Annotated in this window: 19 protein-coding genes and 1 other annotated feature; of the genes, 2 read left to right on the plus strand and 17 right to left on the minus strand. The window is 37.9% G+C overall.

Annotation, left to right across the window (positions count from 1 at the left end; genetic code table 11):
• Positions 1 to 237: 237 nt before the first annotated feature.
• From ileS to FFM59_RS03990, 17 genes are all read right to left on the minus strand, one after another.
• A complete protein-coding gene (gene ileS / locus FFM59_RS03910; RefSeq protein WP_137601742.1) occupies positions 238 to 3039 on the minus strand; it encodes an isoleucine--tRNA ligase in 2802 nt (933 codons plus the stop codon).
• A gap of 67 nt (positions 3040 to 3106) precedes the next feature.
• Positions 3107 to 3320: a binding site (T-box leader), on the minus strand.
• 19 nt (positions 3321 to 3339) lie between these two features.
• Positions 3340 to 4038: a DivIVA domain-containing protein gene (locus FFM59_RS03915; RefSeq protein ID WP_137601743.1), complete on the minus strand. Its 699-nt coding sequence runs from the start codon at positions 4036 to 4038 to the stop codon at positions 3340 to 3342.
• A 16-nt stretch (positions 4039 to 4054) separates the two neighbouring features.
• Positions 4055 to 4807: a DivIVA domain-containing protein gene (locus FFM59_RS03920; protein ID WP_137601744.1), complete on the minus strand. Its 753-nt coding sequence runs from the start codon at positions 4805 to 4807 to the stop codon at positions 4055 to 4057.
• A gap of 12 nt (positions 4808 to 4819) precedes the next feature.
• Complete coding sequence (locus FFM59_RS03925; protein ID WP_137601745.1) at positions 4820 to 5611, minus strand: YlmH family RNA-binding protein; 792 nt, start codon at positions 5609 to 5611, stop codon at positions 4820 to 4822.
• Between the two features lie 12 nt (positions 5612 to 5623).
• Complete coding sequence (locus FFM59_RS03930) at positions 5624 to 5908, minus strand: YggT family protein (RefSeq protein ID WP_371858074.1); 285 nt, start codon at positions 5906 to 5908, stop codon at positions 5624 to 5626.
• Positions 5909 to 5923: 15 nt separating this feature from the next.
• Positions 5924 to 6346, minus strand: coding sequence for a cell division protein SepF (locus FFM59_RS03935; protein WP_137601746.1), 423 nt, complete (start codon positions 6344 to 6346; stop codon positions 5924 to 5926).
• A gap of 94 nt (positions 6347 to 6440) precedes the next feature.
• Positions 6441 to 7649: a cell division protein FtsZ gene (ftsZ, locus tag FFM59_RS03940; protein ID WP_137601747.1), complete on the minus strand. Its 1209-nt coding sequence runs from the start codon at positions 7647 to 7649 to the stop codon at positions 6441 to 6443.
• A gap of 25 nt (positions 7650 to 7674) precedes the next feature.
• The gene (ftsA, locus tag FFM59_RS03945; protein WP_137601748.1) at positions 7675 to 9051 is read right to left on the minus strand and encodes a cell division protein FtsA; all 1377 of its coding nucleotides are present in this window, start codon (positions 9049 to 9051) and stop codon (positions 7675 to 7677) included.
• A 149-nt stretch (positions 9052 to 9200) separates the two neighbouring features.
• A complete protein-coding gene (locus tag FFM59_RS03950; RefSeq protein ID WP_137601749.1) occupies positions 9201 to 10082 on the minus strand; it encodes a cell division protein FtsQ/DivIB in 882 nt (293 codons plus the stop codon).
• A 31-nt stretch (positions 10083 to 10113) separates the two neighbouring features.
• Positions 10114 to 11211, minus strand: coding sequence for an undecaprenyldiphospho-muramoylpentapeptide beta-N-acetylglucosaminyltransferase (gene murG, locus FFM59_RS03955; protein ID WP_137601750.1), 1098 nt, complete (start codon positions 11209 to 11211; stop codon positions 10114 to 10116).
• Positions 11208 to 12584 carry a UDP-N-acetylmuramoyl-L-alanine--D-glutamate ligase gene (gene murD, locus FFM59_RS03960; protein ID WP_137601751.1) on the minus strand — a complete coding sequence of 459 codons (1377 nt, stop codon included), beginning with the start codon at positions 12582 to 12584 and terminating at the stop codon, positions 11208 to 11210. Before murD ends, murG begins: the two co-directional genes overlap by 4 nt.
• A gap of 17 nt (positions 12585 to 12601) precedes the next feature.
• Complete coding sequence (gene mraY, locus FFM59_RS03965; RefSeq protein ID WP_137601752.1) at positions 12602 to 13561, minus strand: phospho-N-acetylmuramoyl-pentapeptide-transferase; 960 nt, start codon at positions 13559 to 13561, stop codon at positions 12602 to 12604.
• Positions 13562 to 13579: 18 nt separating this feature from the next.
• Positions 13580 to 15724, minus strand: a complete 2145-nt coding sequence (locus FFM59_RS03970) for a penicillin-binding transpeptidase domain-containing protein (RefSeq protein WP_137601753.1) — start codon at positions 15722 to 15724, stop codon at positions 13580 to 13582.
• Positions 15724 to 16119: a hypothetical protein gene (locus FFM59_RS03975; RefSeq protein ID WP_137601754.1), complete on the minus strand. Its 396-nt coding sequence runs from the start codon at positions 16117 to 16119 to the stop codon at positions 15724 to 15726. Before FFM59_RS03975 ends, FFM59_RS03970 begins: the two co-directional genes overlap by 1 nt.
• Before the next feature lie 18 nt (positions 16120 to 16137).
• Positions 16138 to 17088, minus strand: a complete 951-nt coding sequence (rsmH, locus tag FFM59_RS03980; protein ID WP_137601755.1) for a 16S rRNA (cytosine(1402)-N(4))-methyltransferase RsmH — start codon at positions 17086 to 17088, stop codon at positions 16138 to 16140.
• Between the two features lie 20 nt (positions 17089 to 17108).
• Complete coding sequence (gene mraZ / locus FFM59_RS03985; RefSeq protein ID WP_137601756.1) at positions 17109 to 17537, minus strand: division/cell wall cluster transcriptional repressor MraZ; 429 nt, start codon at positions 17535 to 17537, stop codon at positions 17109 to 17111.
• Positions 17538 to 17684: 147 nt separating this feature from the next.
• Entirely contained in the window at positions 17685 to 18050 is a 366-nt protein-coding gene (locus tag FFM59_RS03990) for a DUF3397 family protein (protein ID WP_137601757.1), read from the minus strand.
• An 89-nt stretch (positions 18051 to 18139) separates the two neighbouring features.
• On the opposite strand from FFM59_RS03990, the gene FFM59_RS03995 reads away from it, so the two are divergent.
• Together FFM59_RS03995 and FFM59_RS04000 are read left to right on the plus strand one after the other, a co-directional pair.
• Positions 18140 to 19099 carry a magnesium transporter CorA family protein gene (locus tag FFM59_RS03995; protein ID WP_137601758.1) on the plus strand — a complete coding sequence of 320 codons (960 nt, stop codon included), beginning with the start codon at positions 18140 to 18142 and terminating at the stop codon, positions 19097 to 19099.
• Positions 19100 to 19159: 60 nt separating this feature from the next.
• Positions 19160 to 19285: a DUF4044 domain-containing protein gene (locus tag FFM59_RS04000; protein ID WP_137601759.1), complete on the plus strand. Its 126-nt coding sequence runs from the start codon at positions 19160 to 19162 to the stop codon at positions 19283 to 19285.
• Positions 19286 to 19287 lie beyond the last annotated feature (2 nt).

Below are 19287 nucleotides of genomic sequence, written 5' to 3' on the forward strand. Positions count from 1 at the left end.
CCGACAACGGAGAAACTAGCAGCTTGATGTTAATGATTGTGAAATTCTAGGTCATCAGTACTTCTTGACAAAGAACCAGTAAAAATTAAAATATTGTAACTGTTTAACTTGTGAATTTCAAAAAACAATATCATACAAGATTGAAATACGTTTCAGATTCTTAATAAGTAATAATCGATATTATTATCATTTAAAATTAACAACTTTTAAGCAAATGTTTATTAACTTATTGAAAAATTATTTTTCTAATCCTTCTGTGACTGTTTCTGGATATTCTGCCCGAACAATTGATGCACAACGCGCACATAATTCTGGATAAGCATCATCCGTTCCAACATCCTTAGTTGTCATACGACAACGTTGACAAACGTCACCTTCAGCAGGTGTAACCGTCAAAGCTACTCCATCATTAAAGTCAGTTGCAGAAGCTGGTGCCTCGTCAATTGAAGCGACGTGTAAATCAGAAACTTCCAGCATTTGACGAACATTAGCATTTAATGCTTCAAGCATCTTCTTGTTTGATCCAGATACATATAAATCAAGATGCGCTTCAAGTGATTTACCAATTTCTTTAGCATCACGTGCTTCTTCAAGCACCTTCAACACATGTCCACGTAAGTTCATAAATGAACCCCACGCTTCAATTAATTCTGCCTCATTATCGTAATGTGTCACTTCTGGCATTTCAGATAATTGAACAAATTCTTCGTCTTCCTTCAACAATGCCCAAATTTCTTCAGTTGTATGAGGAAGCACTGGTGTCAACAATTGGCTAAATGAAACCAAAATCTTATAGAAGACAGTTTGCATTGAGCGACGAGTCTTTGAATCTTCTGCATCAATATAAACAACATCTTTGGCCACGTTCATATAAAAAGCAGATAATTCAGTCGTAACAAAATTCATTAGCTTTTTATAGATGTCCAAAAACTCATTATTTTCATAATGTGCACGAATTTCTTCAACGAAAGCATTTAAACGAACCAACATGTATTGGTCAATTGATTCTAAATCATCGTATTCAACTGTATCCTTCTTAGGATCAAAATCAGTCGTGTTAGCCATCAAGAAACGCATTGTATTACGGATTTTACGGTAACTTTCCGAAACTTGTTTCATAATTTCCATTGAAACACGCACGTCAGCAGATGAATCAACACTCATTACCCACAAACGAATAATTTCTGCACCCATTTGTTTGATCACTTTACTTGGTTCGATTGTGTTACCAATTGACTTACTCATCTTGCGGCCTTCGCCATCAAGCGTGAAGCCTTGTGACAAGATTGACTTGTAAGGAGCTTTACCAGACACTACAACGCTGGTAATCAAACTTGAATTAAACCAGCCACGGTATTGATCTGAGCCTTCCATATACATGTCTGAAGGATAGGTTAGGTAATCACGTTCAGCCAAGACACCTTGGTGTGACGTTCCCGAATCAAACCAAACATCCATGATATCTGTTTCTTTTTTGAAAATTCCATTAGGTGAGTGTTCATTAGTATAGCCGTCAGGTAACAAATCCTTTGCGTCCCGATCAAACCAAACATTAGAACCAAATTCACCAAACAAATCAGCCACATGGTTAATTGTCTTTTCTTCGATAATTGGAGTTCCATCTTCCGCATAGAACACTGGCAATGGCACACCCCAAACACGTTGACGTGAAATAACCCAATCGCCACGATCACGAATCATGTTGTGAAGACGAACTTTACCCCAATCAGGTGTAAATTTAACATCATCGATAGCTGCCAAAATTTCATCACGAATCTTATCAACGGAAGCAAACCATTGATCTGTCGCACGGAAAATGATTGGTTTTTTAGTTCTCCAATCAAATGGATAGCTATGTTCGTATGGCATATATTTTAATAGCAAACCAGCATCTTTTAACTTATCCAAAGCAATTTGGTTAGCATCTTCATAAAAGACGCCTTCAAAATCAGGACCAGCTTCAGCAGTCAAATATCCACGATCATCAACTGGAACGAAAACGGCTAATCCATATTTACGGCCAATATTATAATCATCTTCACCAAAGCCAGGAGCAGTATGGACAAGGCCAGTACCTGCATCAGTCGTGACAAAATCACCAAGCATAGTGACCATTTGCTTATCTGCAAGGAATGGATGTTGTGCGGTAACGTTATCAAGTTCTTTTCCCTTAACAACTTTGATAGTTTTAACATCAGACCATTCAAATAATTCAGCACAACTATCGACCAATTCAGCTGCTAAGACATATTTGTTAGTGTCATCCCCATCATGAGTCACAATCGCGTAATCAAATTTAGCATCAATTGTGATACCCTCAGAACCTGGAATTGTCCATGGAGTAGTTGTCCAAACAACCATGTAAGTATCGGTATCAAGTACCCCTTTGCCGTCCACAACGCGTTCGCCGTAGAAAGCCGATGGAGAAACAACATCTTTATAATCAACTTCAGCTTCAGCTAAAGCAGATTCAGATGACCATGACCAATAAACAGGTTTCTTACCACGATACAGCAGATTTTTCTTTGCAAATTGTCCAAATACTCGAATTTGAGCGGCTTCATATTTTTTTTGTAAAGTTAAATATGGATTGTCCCATTCACCAGCAACACCCAAACGTTTGAAATCTTCACGTTGTTTGTCAACTTGTTCGAGCGCATATTTACGACATAAATCACGGAATTCAGAGGTATTCATCTTTTTCCGGTCGTAACCCATTTTGGTTAATTGTTGTTCAATTGGTAGACCATGTGTATCCCATCCAGGAACGTATGGTGCACGATAACCAGACATTGACTTGTATCGAACAATCACATCTTTAGTAATTTTATTCAATGCATGGCCAATATGAATATTACCATTTGCATATGGAGGCCCATCATGTAAGACAAAAGTTGGTTTGCCTTCATTTAATTTTTGACGTTGTTCATAAACTTTGTTTTCTGCCCAAACGTTTTGACGTTCGAGTTCTTTCACTGGTAAATTTCCACGCATTGGGAATTCAGTTTTACCAAGATTAAGTGTTTCTTTGATTCTCATTTGGAACCCTCCTTGAATTATGTAGACAATACGATTGAAATTGATGGCAATAAAAAAATCCCCATCCGCAAGGGACGAAGATTCGTGGTACCACCCAAATTTAGAATTAATTAGCAATTCTCTTAGATCATTTCTTAACGGTGATGAACCGCTTATACTTAATATCAGTATAAGATTCAGAGATGATCTATCAATGACGTTTTCCTACCAACCTCACACCAATCGTTGATTCGCTTTTTAGTAACTGTCAATTGAATTGCTGTTCTCTTCAAAACTTTCAGTCGTATTAAATTTTATGAATTATTTTTCTGAGTCATCTGGGAAGATAACTACAGTTTGACCAGCATCAGGTGCGCTTTCGGTTGGAGCAGGAGCAACTTCAGAAGTTGCTGACGCAGCTGATTGTGCAGGTACTGATGTAAATGAGTTTACACTTTGATTTACACTGTTGTCAAGCGTCTGTCCAAGAACTTTTTGAATTTCATCAAATGAGCTGACATCAACTTCTTTTAACAACGTATCCCAATCATTACTACGAACAACTTCTAATTGAGATTCTAACATGACTTGCAAGCGTTGACGGAAGACCATCGTTTGCTTCTTCAAGTCGTTAGTTTCAACAGTTAGTTTTGAAGTTGATTCTGCGGCTTCATGAACTACTTGGTTAGCTTTATCATTTGCTTCAGCAACGATATCAGTTGCTTGTTTTTGAGCTTCACGTAAAGTGATATCTGATTCGCGTTGTGCATTTGACTTAACCTTATCAGCAGCTTCTTGAGCTACTAAAATTGATTGGTTCAATGAATCTTTTAATTCGCTAAAATACTTCAATTTTTCTTGGTCAGACTTAACTGTTTCTTCTAATTCATGATTCCGCGTTTCTAAATCTTTCATTTCATCAATGATTTGATCTAAAAATGTGTTAACTTCGTCTGGGTTGTAACCACGCATCTTTCCAGAAAACTTTTTGGTTTGAATATCTTCAACTGAGATTGACATTGATTGGTTCCTCCGATTATTTTGAAATAACAAGCGACAAATTGATCACCAATTCGTTGTCTGCATTAGTACTGGTAGAAATATCTTTAATTTTTACTGCATCTTTTTGAGTGGTTGAATCTAGCTTGTGAACCATGACCGGATAGTCTGGATCATCATCCGCCATAATGCCGATACCGATTTGTTGATCTGCCACATCGATGGCGATATTTTGTTCAACAACTGGCACCTCTTCAACGTTATCGACAACTGTTTCCGGTTCGATAATCGCCGGTTCAACTTCTTCTACTACTTTCGGTTGTGGATTAACTAACTCAACTTGTTGCTTAAAGGCATCAACAATTTCATCTTGATAAGTTGCTACAATGACCTTTAATTTAGCTAATGAGTCGGCATGCAATTTGACCTCATTAATTTTAGCAACCACTTGATTTTTGGCAGTCGTATGCGCATCAGTCACAATTTGGTCAGCTTCTTGATTCGCAAACCGAACTGTAACCATTGCTTGACGTCTAGCTCTTTCTTTGACTTTAACGGAATACTTCTGCGAATTCACGATTAAATCCACGATTTCTTCCTTCATCGAGCTCAGTACAGCCAACTGACGTTTAGCATCTGTATCTTGTTGTTTCAATTCTCGATTAGTCGCTTTTAAAGCTTCTAAATCCCCCAAAATATCCGCGAAGAATTCATCAACCTGCTGATAACTGTAACCGCCTAATATTGACTTAAATCGATTATTTTTTATCTTTGGTATTGAGAAATCCATATCAATCCCCTCCTAATTCACCGTAACTACCGACAGTTTAATCCTAACCTTACCTTTTTTTGTTGGCTGTGAACTTATTTCATCTACCCTAATTCTACCAGCTCTTCTTACAGACAACAAATCGTGTTCAACAATCAAATAATCCGGTTTTTGAGTTTCCGCCCAATTGACCTGTGCATAACCTTTTTCAATAACCTCTTTAGCGCGGTTGCGAGAAAAATTAAATGCCGCCGCGATGATACTATCAACTCTGACTGAACTGACCGTAGTCTCAATTGATTCCCAATCGGTTTCAGAATTGACGGTGTCGGTCATTTCCACAGGCTCTAATCGGATATTTAATTTACCAACCCGATCGACTTGTTCCTGAAAATAACTGGCCATTTGTTTTTGAACAATAATTTGCCAACGGCCCGTACCATCGGTAATGATATCCCCGAAGGTACCGCGTTCAACGCCTTGATTAAAAAGTGTCCCTAAAACTTGTCGGTGACTTATCTCGGCAAACTTTTCTGGGTAATTGATTTCAAGTAGTTGTAACTCAAAATCATCATTTGAAGGTTCAAAATAACTTGGATAAATTAGTACCCGTTGCATTTCAGCTTCTTCGAACCCACCATAGCTTCTCATTCGCACTTCATCTTGTTGGTTAACTAAGTTTTGTGCGATATAGATTTGTCTAGGATTTAAAAAGATACTAAGTACTGGACGATATTGCAATACTGCTTGAGAAATCCAATCTGAAATATCGTCGATAATTGGTTTTTCGTCTGGTCTAAAATGTTGCTCTACATTTAAGCTCATTGCGTACACTTCCTAATATAACGCATTCGCAACAACCGTCTGCAAAGCCCCAACCCCGTACTGTGCTAATTGCAAGACTAGCAATGCAATTAGTGGTGAAAAGCCGATTCCACCTAGACTTGGAATAAAATCGAATAATCGAATATATGGTTCTACTAAGCGATTAATAAATACTCCGAATTTACTCTGTGATGCACCTGGAAACCATGTCATCAGTGCCCATACAACTATCAGAATCATATATAGCTGCAGCAATTGAGTCACAGCGTAAAATATGAACCCTAACAAATTTGCCAAATTAATTCTCCTTGTTTACAAGTTATCTTGCTCGTGCGAGAGGTTATCAGTTAAATTACCCGATACCTCATAATTATGTGGGGTGCAGAGAAAGATTTGATCTCCAACTCGTTCAATCGCCCCATCAATAGCATATACCGTTCCATTCAAAAAATCGACGATTCGCTTCGCAGATCCTGTATCCATTTGCGTAAAGTTAACAATAATTGCCCGATTATTTAATAATTGGGTGGCAATTTCTTTAACGTCTGAATAAATACGTGGTTCAAATAAAGAAATTTTACTTGATTCGCTTGGTCGAGTGCTGTTAATAGAAACGACTTTCTTATTTCTAACTGGTGTTGAAACTTGTTCGACTGGTTCATCATAATATTCTTCATCTTCGTACTGTTCTTCAGATGTGCCAAAGAAGTTGTGTAATGAAAATTTATTTGCCATGTTATTCATCTCCTTTTCTCGTAATAACTCCAAAACGAGACCAAACTCACACCGTTTGAAAAGGCCTTTGTCTGCTCCCGATTATTCAACTATTCTAGTAACGTTTTTTGAAAAATGGTGGTGTATCTAAACCATTATCGTCTGATTCGTTAGAGCTTGAAGCAGTATCATCACTATAGATATTAAATTCTGGTTTCTCCAATTGTTCAAATTCAGTCGTATCAGCATCATTTCGTGATGTGCTTTCTGTTGAAGTTTGAACGTCCCAATCACCAAATGGATCCTTTTTCTCTGGTTCAGCTGCTGGTTTGTCTGCAGTTGGTCGAGTTATGTGATTAGAATTCTTTTCTTTGTCAATGCCAGTAGCAATAACAGTTACTCGAACTTCATCACCCAATGATTCATCAATCGAAGTACCAAAAATAATATTCACGTCGTTGGTTGCTGCCTGTGTAACAATATCAGACGCATCTTGGGCTTCAAACAATGATAAATCTGGTCCGCCAGTAATATTCAACAATACGTTTTCTGCGCCATCAACTGAGACTTCAAGCAATGGTGAAGAAATTGCTTTTTTTGTTGCTTCAGCGGTCCGGTTTTCACCTGTTGAAGAACCAACACCCATCAAGGCAGATCCTTGGTTAGCCATAACTGTTTTAACATCAGCAAAATCCAAGTTAACATATCCTGGACTCGTAATTAAATCTGAAATACCTTGTACCCCTTGACGAAGTACATTGTCAGCAGCTTTGAACGCTTCCATCATTGGCGTCTTTTTATCGACAATTTCTAACAGACGATTATTAGCGATGATGATTAATGTGTCAACACTAGCCTTCATTTTTGCCACACCTTCGGCGGCATATTTCCCACGCTTAGGTCCTTCAAAACTGAATGGACGTGTAACAACCCCAACCGTCAATGCACCAGAATCCTTTGCAATTTTTGCAACAATTGGTGCTGCACCGTTACCTGTACCACCACCCATTCCGGCGGTAACAAATACCATATCTGCACCTGCAAGTGCATCTGCTAATAATTCTTCACTTTCTTCGGCAGCCTTGGCACCAATTTCAGGATTAGATCCTGCCCCTAAACCACGGGTTAATTTAGGTCCAAGTTGAATTTTTGTTTCTGCTGCAGAAGCTTCCAAGGCTTGAACGTCAGTATTAGCGACAATAAATTCAACGCCTTTCACTTGATCGGAAATCATTCTGTTGACAGCGTTGCTCCCACCACCACCAACTCCGATAACTTTAATTTTCGCACCAAAACTTTGGTCCGCATCTATTGAATAGTCCATATTGTGATTCCTCCGTCACTATTTTTTAATTGAAAAAGTCATTAAAGAAGTTCTTGATACTTGCCAAACGATCTGGTTTTCCCTCATCACTTTTGGGCTTACTTTGTGTCCGTTGTGGCTCGGGCGCCTTTTGACGTGGACGACCGTTTTGCGTTTCAGCACGTGACGATTTTGCTGAATTCTTAAGAATACTTGGCCGACGACCTTCAGTAGTCTGAGCTTGTGACTTAACAGTTCCGCGTAAAGCTTGTTTGACTAGTAAATCAACCTCACTTAGGCTTGCTTCGTACTTAGTCAATGCAAATCCCTGGGTAAAACTAGGATGTCTAATCCCCATTTGATCAGGAACATAGGCACGGACATGAACACCGAAGTATTGTTCTGCCAAATCTGTAATACCAGGTAATGCGGCAACTCCACCAGTAATAACAATTCCTCCGGGAAGTTCAAGCGCGTTGATAGTCTGTAATTTTTGGTTAATTCGTTCAAAAATTTGTTCAACACGTGCCTGGATAATTTCAGCTATATATTGTTCTGTAAACTCAACGGGCTTACTTTGACCAACAACGTCAACTGTAAAAGTATTTTCAGGTGAAACAGTATCTGAATTAGCATACCCATAGTCTCTCTTTAGCCGTTCAGCGCTAGCTAACGAAGTATTCAAAACAACTGAGATATCTTTTGTGATATATTGTCCACCTTCTGGATCAATATAAGAATACTTCAATCGATGATCATGTATTACACTCGTTGTGCTTTGGCCTCCACCAATATCAATCACAACTGTCCCAAAATCTTTCTCCCCATCATTCAAAATTGTATCTCCAATTGCCAATGGTGATACAACTAAATCCTTAACTTTTATTCCGGCCTTTTCTAACGCTTTTTTCGTATTATGCACAACAGTCTTAGGACCTGTGTACAAAGTTGCATGTAATTCTAATCGAACACCAACCATCCCACGAGGATCTCTAATGTCGTTAAAGCCATCGACGATAAATTCATCGGCTTTAAGATCAATAATCTCTCTTTCGGGTGGGAGGCTTTGCATAATTGCTTCTTTAGCAACATTAACAACATCTTGATCATTAATTTCACGTGCCTGACTTTGATCTGCAATCGTAATCATGCCGCGACTTTTTTCAATTTTTAATAGATTTGCTGGAATACCAACTACTACTTCTTCAATTGTTACGTTTGACTTTTCTTGTGCTTGGGCAACTGCCTTTTTGATTGCAGCTGCTGTCTTATCAATATCGACAATTATTCCACGATTAAGCCCTGCAGACTGCTCACTGCCAACCCCAACAACATTTAGCTGTCCTTTTACATTTTCACAGACAATTGCTTTAATCGAGGTGGTTCCAATATCTAAGCCAACGTAGATACCTGAATTATTCATCTACTCGGAACCCTCCTATTATTTTTTTAGTCATAAATTTGTAAGTTTTTAGCCGAATAAAAAGATACATTTAGCTATTATGAGTTTACCACATAACTAGCGTGTTCTGAAAGTCAATTTACTAAATAATATACATGGTTTACTAACGCTTATTCATCCTTCGTCCCATATGGATAAGAATATGCTCCAACTTGCAAATCTACCACCCCTGGTGTTGTCATTTGTGTGGCGATTCCAGGATAATAATCCATCATTTTTGCCAACTTAGTATATTTAACCAAAACTTCGTTGCCATCTGACATATAAATTAACAGTCGATCTGGAGCTTTATTAGTTTGATCAAATTTCACTTCGGAAATATTTTGTGAAATTGAAGTCGGGATTTTTTCCATTTGCAAAATTGTCGCTTTTAGTACGCTATCACTTTTAAAGCCACTATAAATTGGCATATCATAATCAGTTAATTGCTGATTAACTTTTTTTATTTCACCATTTGAAAGCGCTGCATAATAATGGTTTTGCTCATGAATTAAGCCAATAATCTTGTTTTCTTTAATTTGAATAGTGACATTTCGTGGTCCAACCACATTAATTTGAACGAATTTAAATTGTGGATTATTTTTCATTGCGTGTGTTTCTTCTTTGGCAATATTAAACCAAACTTTAAAAATTAAATCGCCTTTTTTGACACCAATACTTTTTTCAATTTCGGCGGTACTCATTTGTTGATTACCATAGATTTTAATATCATTAATTTTGCTGATTGGAGTGACTAAATATAGCATGAATAAAATGACAATTGAAAAAGTTCCAATTAAAATTCCTGCCCGAAATTTATTAGCATTAAAACGCTGCTTTTTTAATTTAGGTAATTTTTTACTAATTGCTTGATTTTTTTGCGGCTCAGCTTTCTTTTTTCGGCGGATTAATTCTAACTCGTCCAAACGTTCTTTATAAGAATGCTGATCCGTTTTTGACCGACTATTATGATTAACTAAGTCAGAATCTTTTAAATCATCATCTTTTGCCATTTCATTCACCTCCCAACTAACTTATAAATTATTAATGCTTGGCTTCTGCTTTTCTCATTACCGCGATTAATCTATCAGATGCATCACAAATACCAATTTTTTTAGCAGCTACGCTCATTGATTTTCGTTTCTCATCATCTTGTAACAGTGAATCTGCCGCCTTGACCAAGGAAGCTCCATTCAGATTTCCCTCAAGAATCATCTGTGCCGCATTACTATCAACTAAAGCTTGTGCATTCTTAAATTGATGATTGGCCGTAACGTAAGGACTAGGAATTAATATTGATGGAATTCCCAATGCCGTAACTTCGGCGATACTGGTTGCTCCAGCACGTCCTACAATGACATCCACTTTTGGCAACAGGTTTGGCATATTGTTAATATACGGTCTGATAAGAATGTTTTCCCCAACTTCAACACCCTTTAATTGCTCCATCACCGTATCATAACGTTTCCTACCGGTCGCAAAAACAACTTGGTAATCACGCTTATTAAATGTGGGAACTGCTTCGGTAACACTTTTATTAATTTTTGGTGCACCTTGACTACCACCAAAAATCAACATCGTTGGGACGTCATCTTTCAGTCCTAGATCACTCCATGAAAAATCACTAACCCGATCAGCGACCTGCTGTGCACGCGGATTACCAGTCATTGTGACCTTTCCCTTAGGAAATTGATCGCGGGCTTCTTCAAAAGCAATGGCAATCTCATCGACATAATGACTCAAAAATTTATTCGTAATTCCAACCACACTATTTTGTTCATGAATAACTGTTGGAATATGTAACTTAGCGGCCGCATAAAGCACTGAGCCACTAACATACCCACCGGTTCCAAGGACTACATCAGGTTTAAAGTCCCGGATAATTTTTTTTGCGTCCTTAATACTTTTCAAAAATAACGAAATTGTTTTAAAATTTTCGACAGATAGTGATCGTTTAAATCCTTGAATTTTAATTGTTTTTAATTGAATGCCTGCAGCGGGTACGATTTTATTTTCAAGTCCTCGTTCAGTCCCCACATACAGTACTGTCAAATCAGGATCGACCTGTTTTAATCGTTCAATTACTGACAGGGCCGGATAGATATGTCCACCGGTCCCACCACCAGAAACTAATAATCTCATGATTGTTCCTTCTTTCCAGTAAAGTTTTCCACCGCTTGGATAAACTTGTCACCACGAACCTCAAAATTGGGATACTGATCCCAACTGGCATTAGCAGGAGAGAGTAAGATTACATCCCCTGGTGCACTGATTTTAAATGCCAAAGGTACAGCAGTTTCCGCTGTTTCACTGTATTCAATTTCTTGTAAGTTGGCTTGTGTAGCTGAATCTGCCAACTTTTTGGCCGTTTCTCCAAATAAAATAATTGCTTTAACATGTTTTTTTAGGCTTGGTTCAAGCTTTTCAAAAGTATACCCTCTATCAAGTCCACCAGCTAGTAATATCACTGGCTGCTTAAAGCCATTTAGGGCCATTTCTGTTGCTTCAATATCCGTTGCTTTAGAATCGTTATAAACTTTGCGACCATTGTACTCCATCACAAATTGCATTCGGTGACGCACACCACCAAATGACTCTAAGACATGCTTAATGATTGCATCGGAAACTTGACTAATTTTAGCGACGGCGATGGCCGCTAACGCATTTTCAATATTGTGATCACCCACGACATTGACATCGCTAGCAGCCATAATTTTATTTTCTTGCCAGTACAAGTCTCCATCTAACTCATAGGCTCCACGCTTTGACTTAGCCAGCCGAGAAAATGGAATCACTTGCGCTTGACTACGTTGGCTTAATTGCTGCCATTCGTCATTATCCCAATTGATTACCAAATAATCATTCTTGGTTTGATTTTTAGTGATATTCATTTTGGCATTAACGTAATTTTCACGCGTTTTATGATAATCTAAGTGGTTTGAAAAAATATTAGTAATAACCGCAATATGAGGATGCAGGGTTGGCGTACCCATCAATTGAAAACTCGAAAGTTCAGCTACAATAGTGTCAGTTTCGGTAGCTTGTTGAACGATGCCACTCATTGGAATGCCAATATTTCCCGCCTTAAAAACATCAGCTTCATTACCGGCGTTGAGCATTTCATGAATCATTGTTGTTGTCGTGGTTTTACCATTACTACCAGTCACACCGACTAAATTACCTTCAAAGACTAAACTAGCAATCTCTATCTCAGTGACAATCGGAGTATTTTTTGCCAAAAAAGCTGCCACTAACACATTGTCATAATTAATCCCTGGGTTTTTAACAACCAAAGAAAAATTTTCATCAACTAATGTCATCGGATGTGACCCTGTGATTACTCTAATGCCCAATGATTTTAATTCATCAACTTCTGTCATATCTTTAGGTGTACTAGCATCATTGACCGTCACTTGTGCACCTAATTTGAAGAGTAGTTTCGCGACGCCGACACCACTTTTTCCTAGTCCAATCACCAGAATATTTTTATTTTTGTAGTTGTCGACTTGTCGCATAATTTAAGACTCTCCTTTTATTTAGTAATGAAAAAAATAATTAATTGTAAAATTGAACCAATTAGTCCAACTGACCAAAATACATAATCAACCTTCACTTCACTCCACCCAATCATTTCAAAATGATGGTGAATTGGGCTCATTTTAAAAATACGTTTACCAGTTAATTTGAATGAGGCAACTTGTAAGATGACACTGGCAGTTTCCGCGACATAGACAATTCCAATTAGCAGCAACGAGAATTCTTGATGCAAAATCAAGGAAACTGATGCTAAAGCGCCACCTAATGCGAGGGATCCCATATCACCCATGAAAATTTTAGCCGGTTTTTTGTTAAAGAAAAAGAAAGCAATCAGTGCTCCAACAATTGCTAAACAAAAAATTACGACTTCAAATTCATGCTGATACCAGCCCATAATTACATACGTGATAAATGAAATTGTGGCTAATCCTGCAACTAGCCCATCTAAACCATCACTGAGATTAACTGCATTGGAGAATCCAACTAACCAGAAAATAATAAATAAGGCATACAACCAGCCAAATTGCATTGTCCCAAATCCCATTTGGAAGCCCTCATGTTGATAAATTGCCGCAAAAATCATTGCCACAACTATTTGAGCTAAGGCTTTTTGCCAAGCTTTAAAGCCTTCATTTTGATGGTTAAAAATTTTAATACTGTCATCCCACATACCGATTAGTCCAAATAACACAAAAGTTAGGATAATCGCCCACATTGTGTTCGTCAGTGTAGATTGAACTAAGGCCATAATTATGGCTGTGATTGTGCCAGTTACAACAAAAACTAATCCACCCATGGTTGGAGTGCCAGCCTTGGCTGCGTGCCAGTTTGGCCCATCTTCTCTAATTTGTTGTCCTTCTTTTTTTGATCTGAAGTAACGAATCAAATAAGGCATTGCCACATAGGTCAACCCACCTGCTATTAATACAGTGATAATATTGAATACTAAACTCATAACTTATCCTCCAACGGACTATTTCTTTTCAAATTTAACGGTTAGTGTTTGACCAGTATTCACAGCCGTATTGGCTTGAATGCTTTGGCTTGTCAAATATCCACTACCGGATGTTTCAATTTTTAAATTAGCTAATTTTGCAAATGAGACAACGTCTTTTTTCGACCAGCCATTCATATCTGGCACAGTCGTGGTATCGCCACCAGTCATCAAAAAGATACGACTATTATTTAAGACTAAACTGCTAGAAACAGATTGTGCCTGTACCTTGTTACCATTTCCAATCACCACGTATTGTAGGCCAAGGCTTGATATTTTGGCTTGCGCTGTCGCCACGTTTTGTCCCTTGACACTCGGAACTTTGACACGGCCTTGCGTTGATTTCTCATGCTTTGCCTTGTCCGTATCCAATGCTTGTTTCATAACAGGATTAAAGACACTGGCAATAAAAGTTTCGGCAGAACTTGACGTATTTTTGGGCTTTGTCAAGGTGATATACATAATATACTTAGGATTTTTCGCCGGCGCCATTCCTACAAATGAATAGACGTAGGCGGTGCTTCCTGTTTCATACCCAGAAGCTGTCCCAATCTGCGCAGTACCTGTTTTACCAGCTACTCGATAGCCATCAATTTGGTACACACTCCCTGTTCCTTTATCACCGTAAATAACATCTTGCATGTATTTTAGGACTGATTTGGCAGTGCTAGATTTAATTGGTGTTCCTACTACCTTTTTAGTACTTTTTTGAACCACTTTATTAGTATTGGGATCAACAATCTTTTTCACAAAATAAGGTTTCAACATTTTACCATTATTTGCGACCGCACTAAACCCTTGCAACATCTGCATCGCATTGACAGTGATACCTTGACCATAAGCAGTATTGGCTTGCTCTAAAGCGCCACTAAATGGTGCGCTCCCCTTGGCTTCATTTGTCATGCCAAGTACGTTAACTTTTTTCATAAAACCAAAGCGGTTGAGGTACTTCTTCCAGGTTTTAGCTCCCATTGTTTGTTCCAAATGAGCCATCGCCACGTTACTTGAACGCTCAAATCCTTCACGATAGGTAATAGATCCCCACCCTGAAGAATTCCAATCAGTGATTTGACCACCGCCCAAACTATAAGTCCCCGATTGATAATAAGCATTAGGATTGAAATTTCCTGAATCAATCGCCGCACTCATAGTAAAGACCTTCATCGTGGATCCAGGTTCGTAGGCATCCTCAATTAGTGTGTTCCTCCACATCGTCTTATCGTCAGTATTGTAACTAGGGCGCTGCGTAGCGGCCACAATTGCGCCTGTTTTAGCATTCATCAAAACTGCATTCAAACTGGTAGCTTTTGACGTGCTGGCTGTAGCATCCATCTTTCCTTCTAGCAATGTCTGTAGCTTATTATTAAGAGTGGTATAAATATCATCCCCATTTTTAGCTGACTTTTTAGTGCCATCAATTTGATAACCAGATGTATCTTCTTTTGATTTTTTAACCCCATTAGTCCCGGTCAGTTCTTTATTAAAGATACTTTCCAAGCCTAATTGGCCAATTAATTTAGTTTGTCCGGTTTTAGCATTGGTCGTAGGCTGGGCAATCCCGATTAGTTGAGAAGCAAATGAGCCGTTCGCATATTCACGGGCGGGACTTTCGACGAAATTAATTCCGGTTAATTTTTTATTTTCAATATTGCGTTTGGTTTCAATGGAGATTCCTGCCCCAGCATTACCAAATTCAACTTGATATGTTTTGGAACTGGGCGACAGAATTTTAGTGACTTCTTTTTCTGACAAGCCCAAATATTTAGAAAGTACTTTGGCAGTTTTAGTTTTATTAGTAACATACAGTGGCTTCCCGCTGGTTGTTTTTTGTTTTTTATCTAGAACTGCATAGATTTTGTATGTACTGGTATTATCAGCAATTTTATTGTTTTGTGAATCATAAATAGTACCCCGCTTAGCTTGAATGACGCTTTTTTGGGTATACAAAATATCAATTCGATTATTTAAACTAACACCGTGAGCTTTTTTCATAATTCCAATATAACCAAAACGAACGATGAGTAATAAGAACAACGCCCCTACAAAGAAGAATAGCCATTGGCCGAATATCTTCCTGTTTTTTGCTGTCTTATGCCCCATCGTTCGTTTTGCTTTTTTATTCATTACTTATTGACGTTCCTTATATCAGAATTAATTGACAACCCACTCTTTTGAGCAACTTGCTGTAAATGTGTTGAACCAGTTAGTTCATCAATAACCTGCTTATTACTGTCATTTTGACTATTAACTTTAGTAATTTGAGAGTTAACATTTTGAAGTTGATGTTGTGCACTTGTAACTTGATTTTTCGTCGTTACAAGCGAAATTGCCATGAATAGAGTTATTATAACACACGAAACAGCAACGACTATTTCGAACTTAGAAACTGATATTTTTGACGGTTCACTAACAGGTGCTGGTGCAACGGTTTGTCCCGGTTGTTTAACAGGTTCTGGGTTAGCTTGAAGAACTGTATTGTCGTAATAATCGTCTAATTGTTCTGCTGTATTCATTGCCATGATTTCCAATATCCTTATCTATTTTCGTATTTTTTCAATAACTCTCAATTTGGCACTATGTGCGCGTCGATTGTTATCTAACTCCTCAGTTGTTGGTAAAATTGGTTTCTTATTAATTAATTTAAATTTGGGTTGCATTTCATCTGGAATGACTGGTAAACCTGCAGGTAAATCTGGAATTGTCACCTGTTCCCGAAACATACCTTTGACTAATCGATCTTCTAGAGATTGGAAGGTAATAACACTGATTCTTCCGTCAACCCTTAATAATTGCAATGCTTGTTCTAGTGAATCTTCTAATGCCCCAAGTTCATCATTCACTGCGATCCGAACTGCTTGAAAACTTTTCTTGGCTGGATGACCGCCATGTCGTCTTGCAGCAGCTGGAATTGATTCTTTAACTAAATCAGCTAACTCGAAAGTTGTTTCAATTGGTTGAATAGCTCGTTGTTTTTCAATTGAACGGGCTATTTGTTTCGCAAACTTCTCTTCACCATAGCGGCTCAAGATACGTACCAATTGATTAAATGGCCATTCATTCACAACTTCTTTAGCTGTTAATGATTGTCTTTGATCCATTCGCATATCGAGTTCGGCATCGTAGTTATAGCTGAATCCGCGTTGACCATCATCAAACTGTGGTGATGACACTCCCAAATCATAAACAATTCCATCGACTTCTGAAATTCCAAGGTCGTTTAACGCTTGGGTGATATTTCTAAAATTGGTGTTGATAAATGTTAATTTGCCTTCTTCGACATATTTCGCCAAATGTTCGCGGTTATAGTCAATTGCTGTTTGATCTTGATCAAATGAATACAGATGACCTGATTCATCAAGTTGTTCAACAATCTTACCACTATGACCTCCGCCACCAAGCGTTGCATCTACATAGATTCCATTCGGTTTAACGTGTAAGCCTTCCACTGCTTCATTTAAGAGCACTGTAATGTGATTAAATTCAGTCATTTCTGTCTTACACTCCCTAATTAAAGTCCAAAGTCTAGTTTTTCTGCAATTTCATCAAAGTTTTCTTCTGCACCTTCAGCAAAGTTGTTCCAACGGTCTTCACTCCAGATTTCAATTCTATCTGAAACTCCCACGATGACACATTTCTTTTCAAGTCCAGCATGTTCGCTGAGCGCTTGAGGTAGATTAACTCGTCCTTGCTTATCGAATTCACATTCAGTTGCGGCTGAGTAGAAGAACCGGACAAACGCCCGAGCATCTTTTTTGTTAAGTGGTAGTTCCTTTAACTTCTGTTCAAGGACTTCCCATTCACTCATTGGATAGCCAAAAAGACAACCATCCATTCCCCGAGTCACAACAAATTGCGCTCCCAATTGATCGCGAAACTTAGCAGGAATGATTAGTCGTCCTTTGGTATCAATACTATGTGAAAATTCTCCCATAAACACGACTACTCACCCCCATTTCATCAACGCTTGGTTTTAGTCTACCACATCTCCCCACTTTCCACCACAAATTTTTCAAAAAAAGATAATCAAAAAAATAGCAAGCTTTCTAAAGAGCAAAAGCCTGCTATGACAGCATTTATATAATTATTATAAAGTGGGAGATAGTCCCATTAAACTAACGAATATCGACAAAATATACACAATAGTGGTGTAAACCACTGTAATCCGCCAAAATGAGAAGAAAAACTTTTTGAATAAGACCTCACGATTGTGAACAATTTCAATAAGTACTAGCGCAATTCCAATCGCCATCCAGCCAATCACCACATATGGGAACAAGCCCCACTTCAAATTCAATGCACCAAAATATAACATGAAAATTGGCCACAGGTCATAAAAGTTATACATTGCCCGTTTCTTTTTCTTCATTACTTTCTTGATTAAAATGACAATCAATGACACTATTATGATAACTAATAGTTGCATGATAATTTTAAGAATTGCTGCATTCATTTAACATTCCCACTATCTTTTAATTTCAATAACTATCATTATAGAAAAATGTTGCTCCTGATTCAATAGGAGTCGTCTGGAGGCATTCAATGATTCAATACTTTACAACAGATTCTTCTGAATTGGTGACTATCGATGACCAAGCGGCCTTGACTGCTGATCATCGCTGGATAAATTTAGAAAGCCCCACCGAGGACGAAATTAATCAAATCGCTCAACTTTTTAAAGTAAGCAATTTCAGTCTATCCTCAGTGCTGCAAGACCAAGAAATTTCTCGGGTTAATTTTGGAAAAACACCCCAAGAAAACACATCGATTTTACTGCAATATCCTAAATATGAAACCAGTCCACTTGGTTACTTGACGCACAGTACTTTTCCAATTATGTTCATTATTTCTGAAGGGTCCATTATTACTGTGTCTAACCACCCCGCCTCTTTCATTCAACATTTTGTGATAAATCAGTCAAGTCTTCAAGAAACAATTACTGATCATGAAAACTTTGCAGCACGTTTAATTTGGTTTATTACCAAGGATTTCGTGACTTCACTAGACAAAACTGCTGTTCAAATGGATTTACTCGAGCGTCAATTGACGTCTGCGACTGAAAACGAACAAATTTATCAAATTATGGCAATTCAAAAAACAATTATTGATTTTAAATCATCTCTAGCACAAAACCAGAAAGTAATTGATCAAATTAAACAAAATGATAGCCTATTTAGTACCACGCCTTTGACAAAAACCATTTCTGCGGTTGCTTTAAAAAATGAACAAGCCATGACCATGGCCAAGACCCAAGGCGAAATATTGGAGCAATATAGTAATATGGTCTCATCAGTGGTCTCCAATAATCTGAATGACGTCATGAAAGTTTTAACATCACTCACCTTAATCATGACCATTCCCACCATTATCGGGGGTATTTACGGCATGAATGTTGACCTTCCTGGAGCAAAATTAGTCTCAGCATTTACTCTGCTAATGCTGTTTACTATTGTCGTTTGCTTAATTACTTATTTAATTTTAAAGAAAAGAAAATATTTGTAAATTGTAATTCCTCTGGTTTTTAGGTAGAATGGATTTGATTGATATACGGAGGAATAATTAATGGCAAAAGAAAAAAAGAAAAAATCAGTTTTTCAAAAGATTACCACAATTTCAATTTGGCTCATGGTCATTTCAATGCTCGCTAGCACTTTGTTAGGCGTTGTCTCAGCAATGGGTTGGTATTAAAA

Source organism: Paucilactobacillus nenjiangensis (assembly GCF_005405445.1).
GTDB classification, from domain to species: domain Bacteria; phylum Bacillota; class Bacilli; order Lactobacillales; family Lactobacillaceae; genus Paucilactobacillus; species Paucilactobacillus nenjiangensis.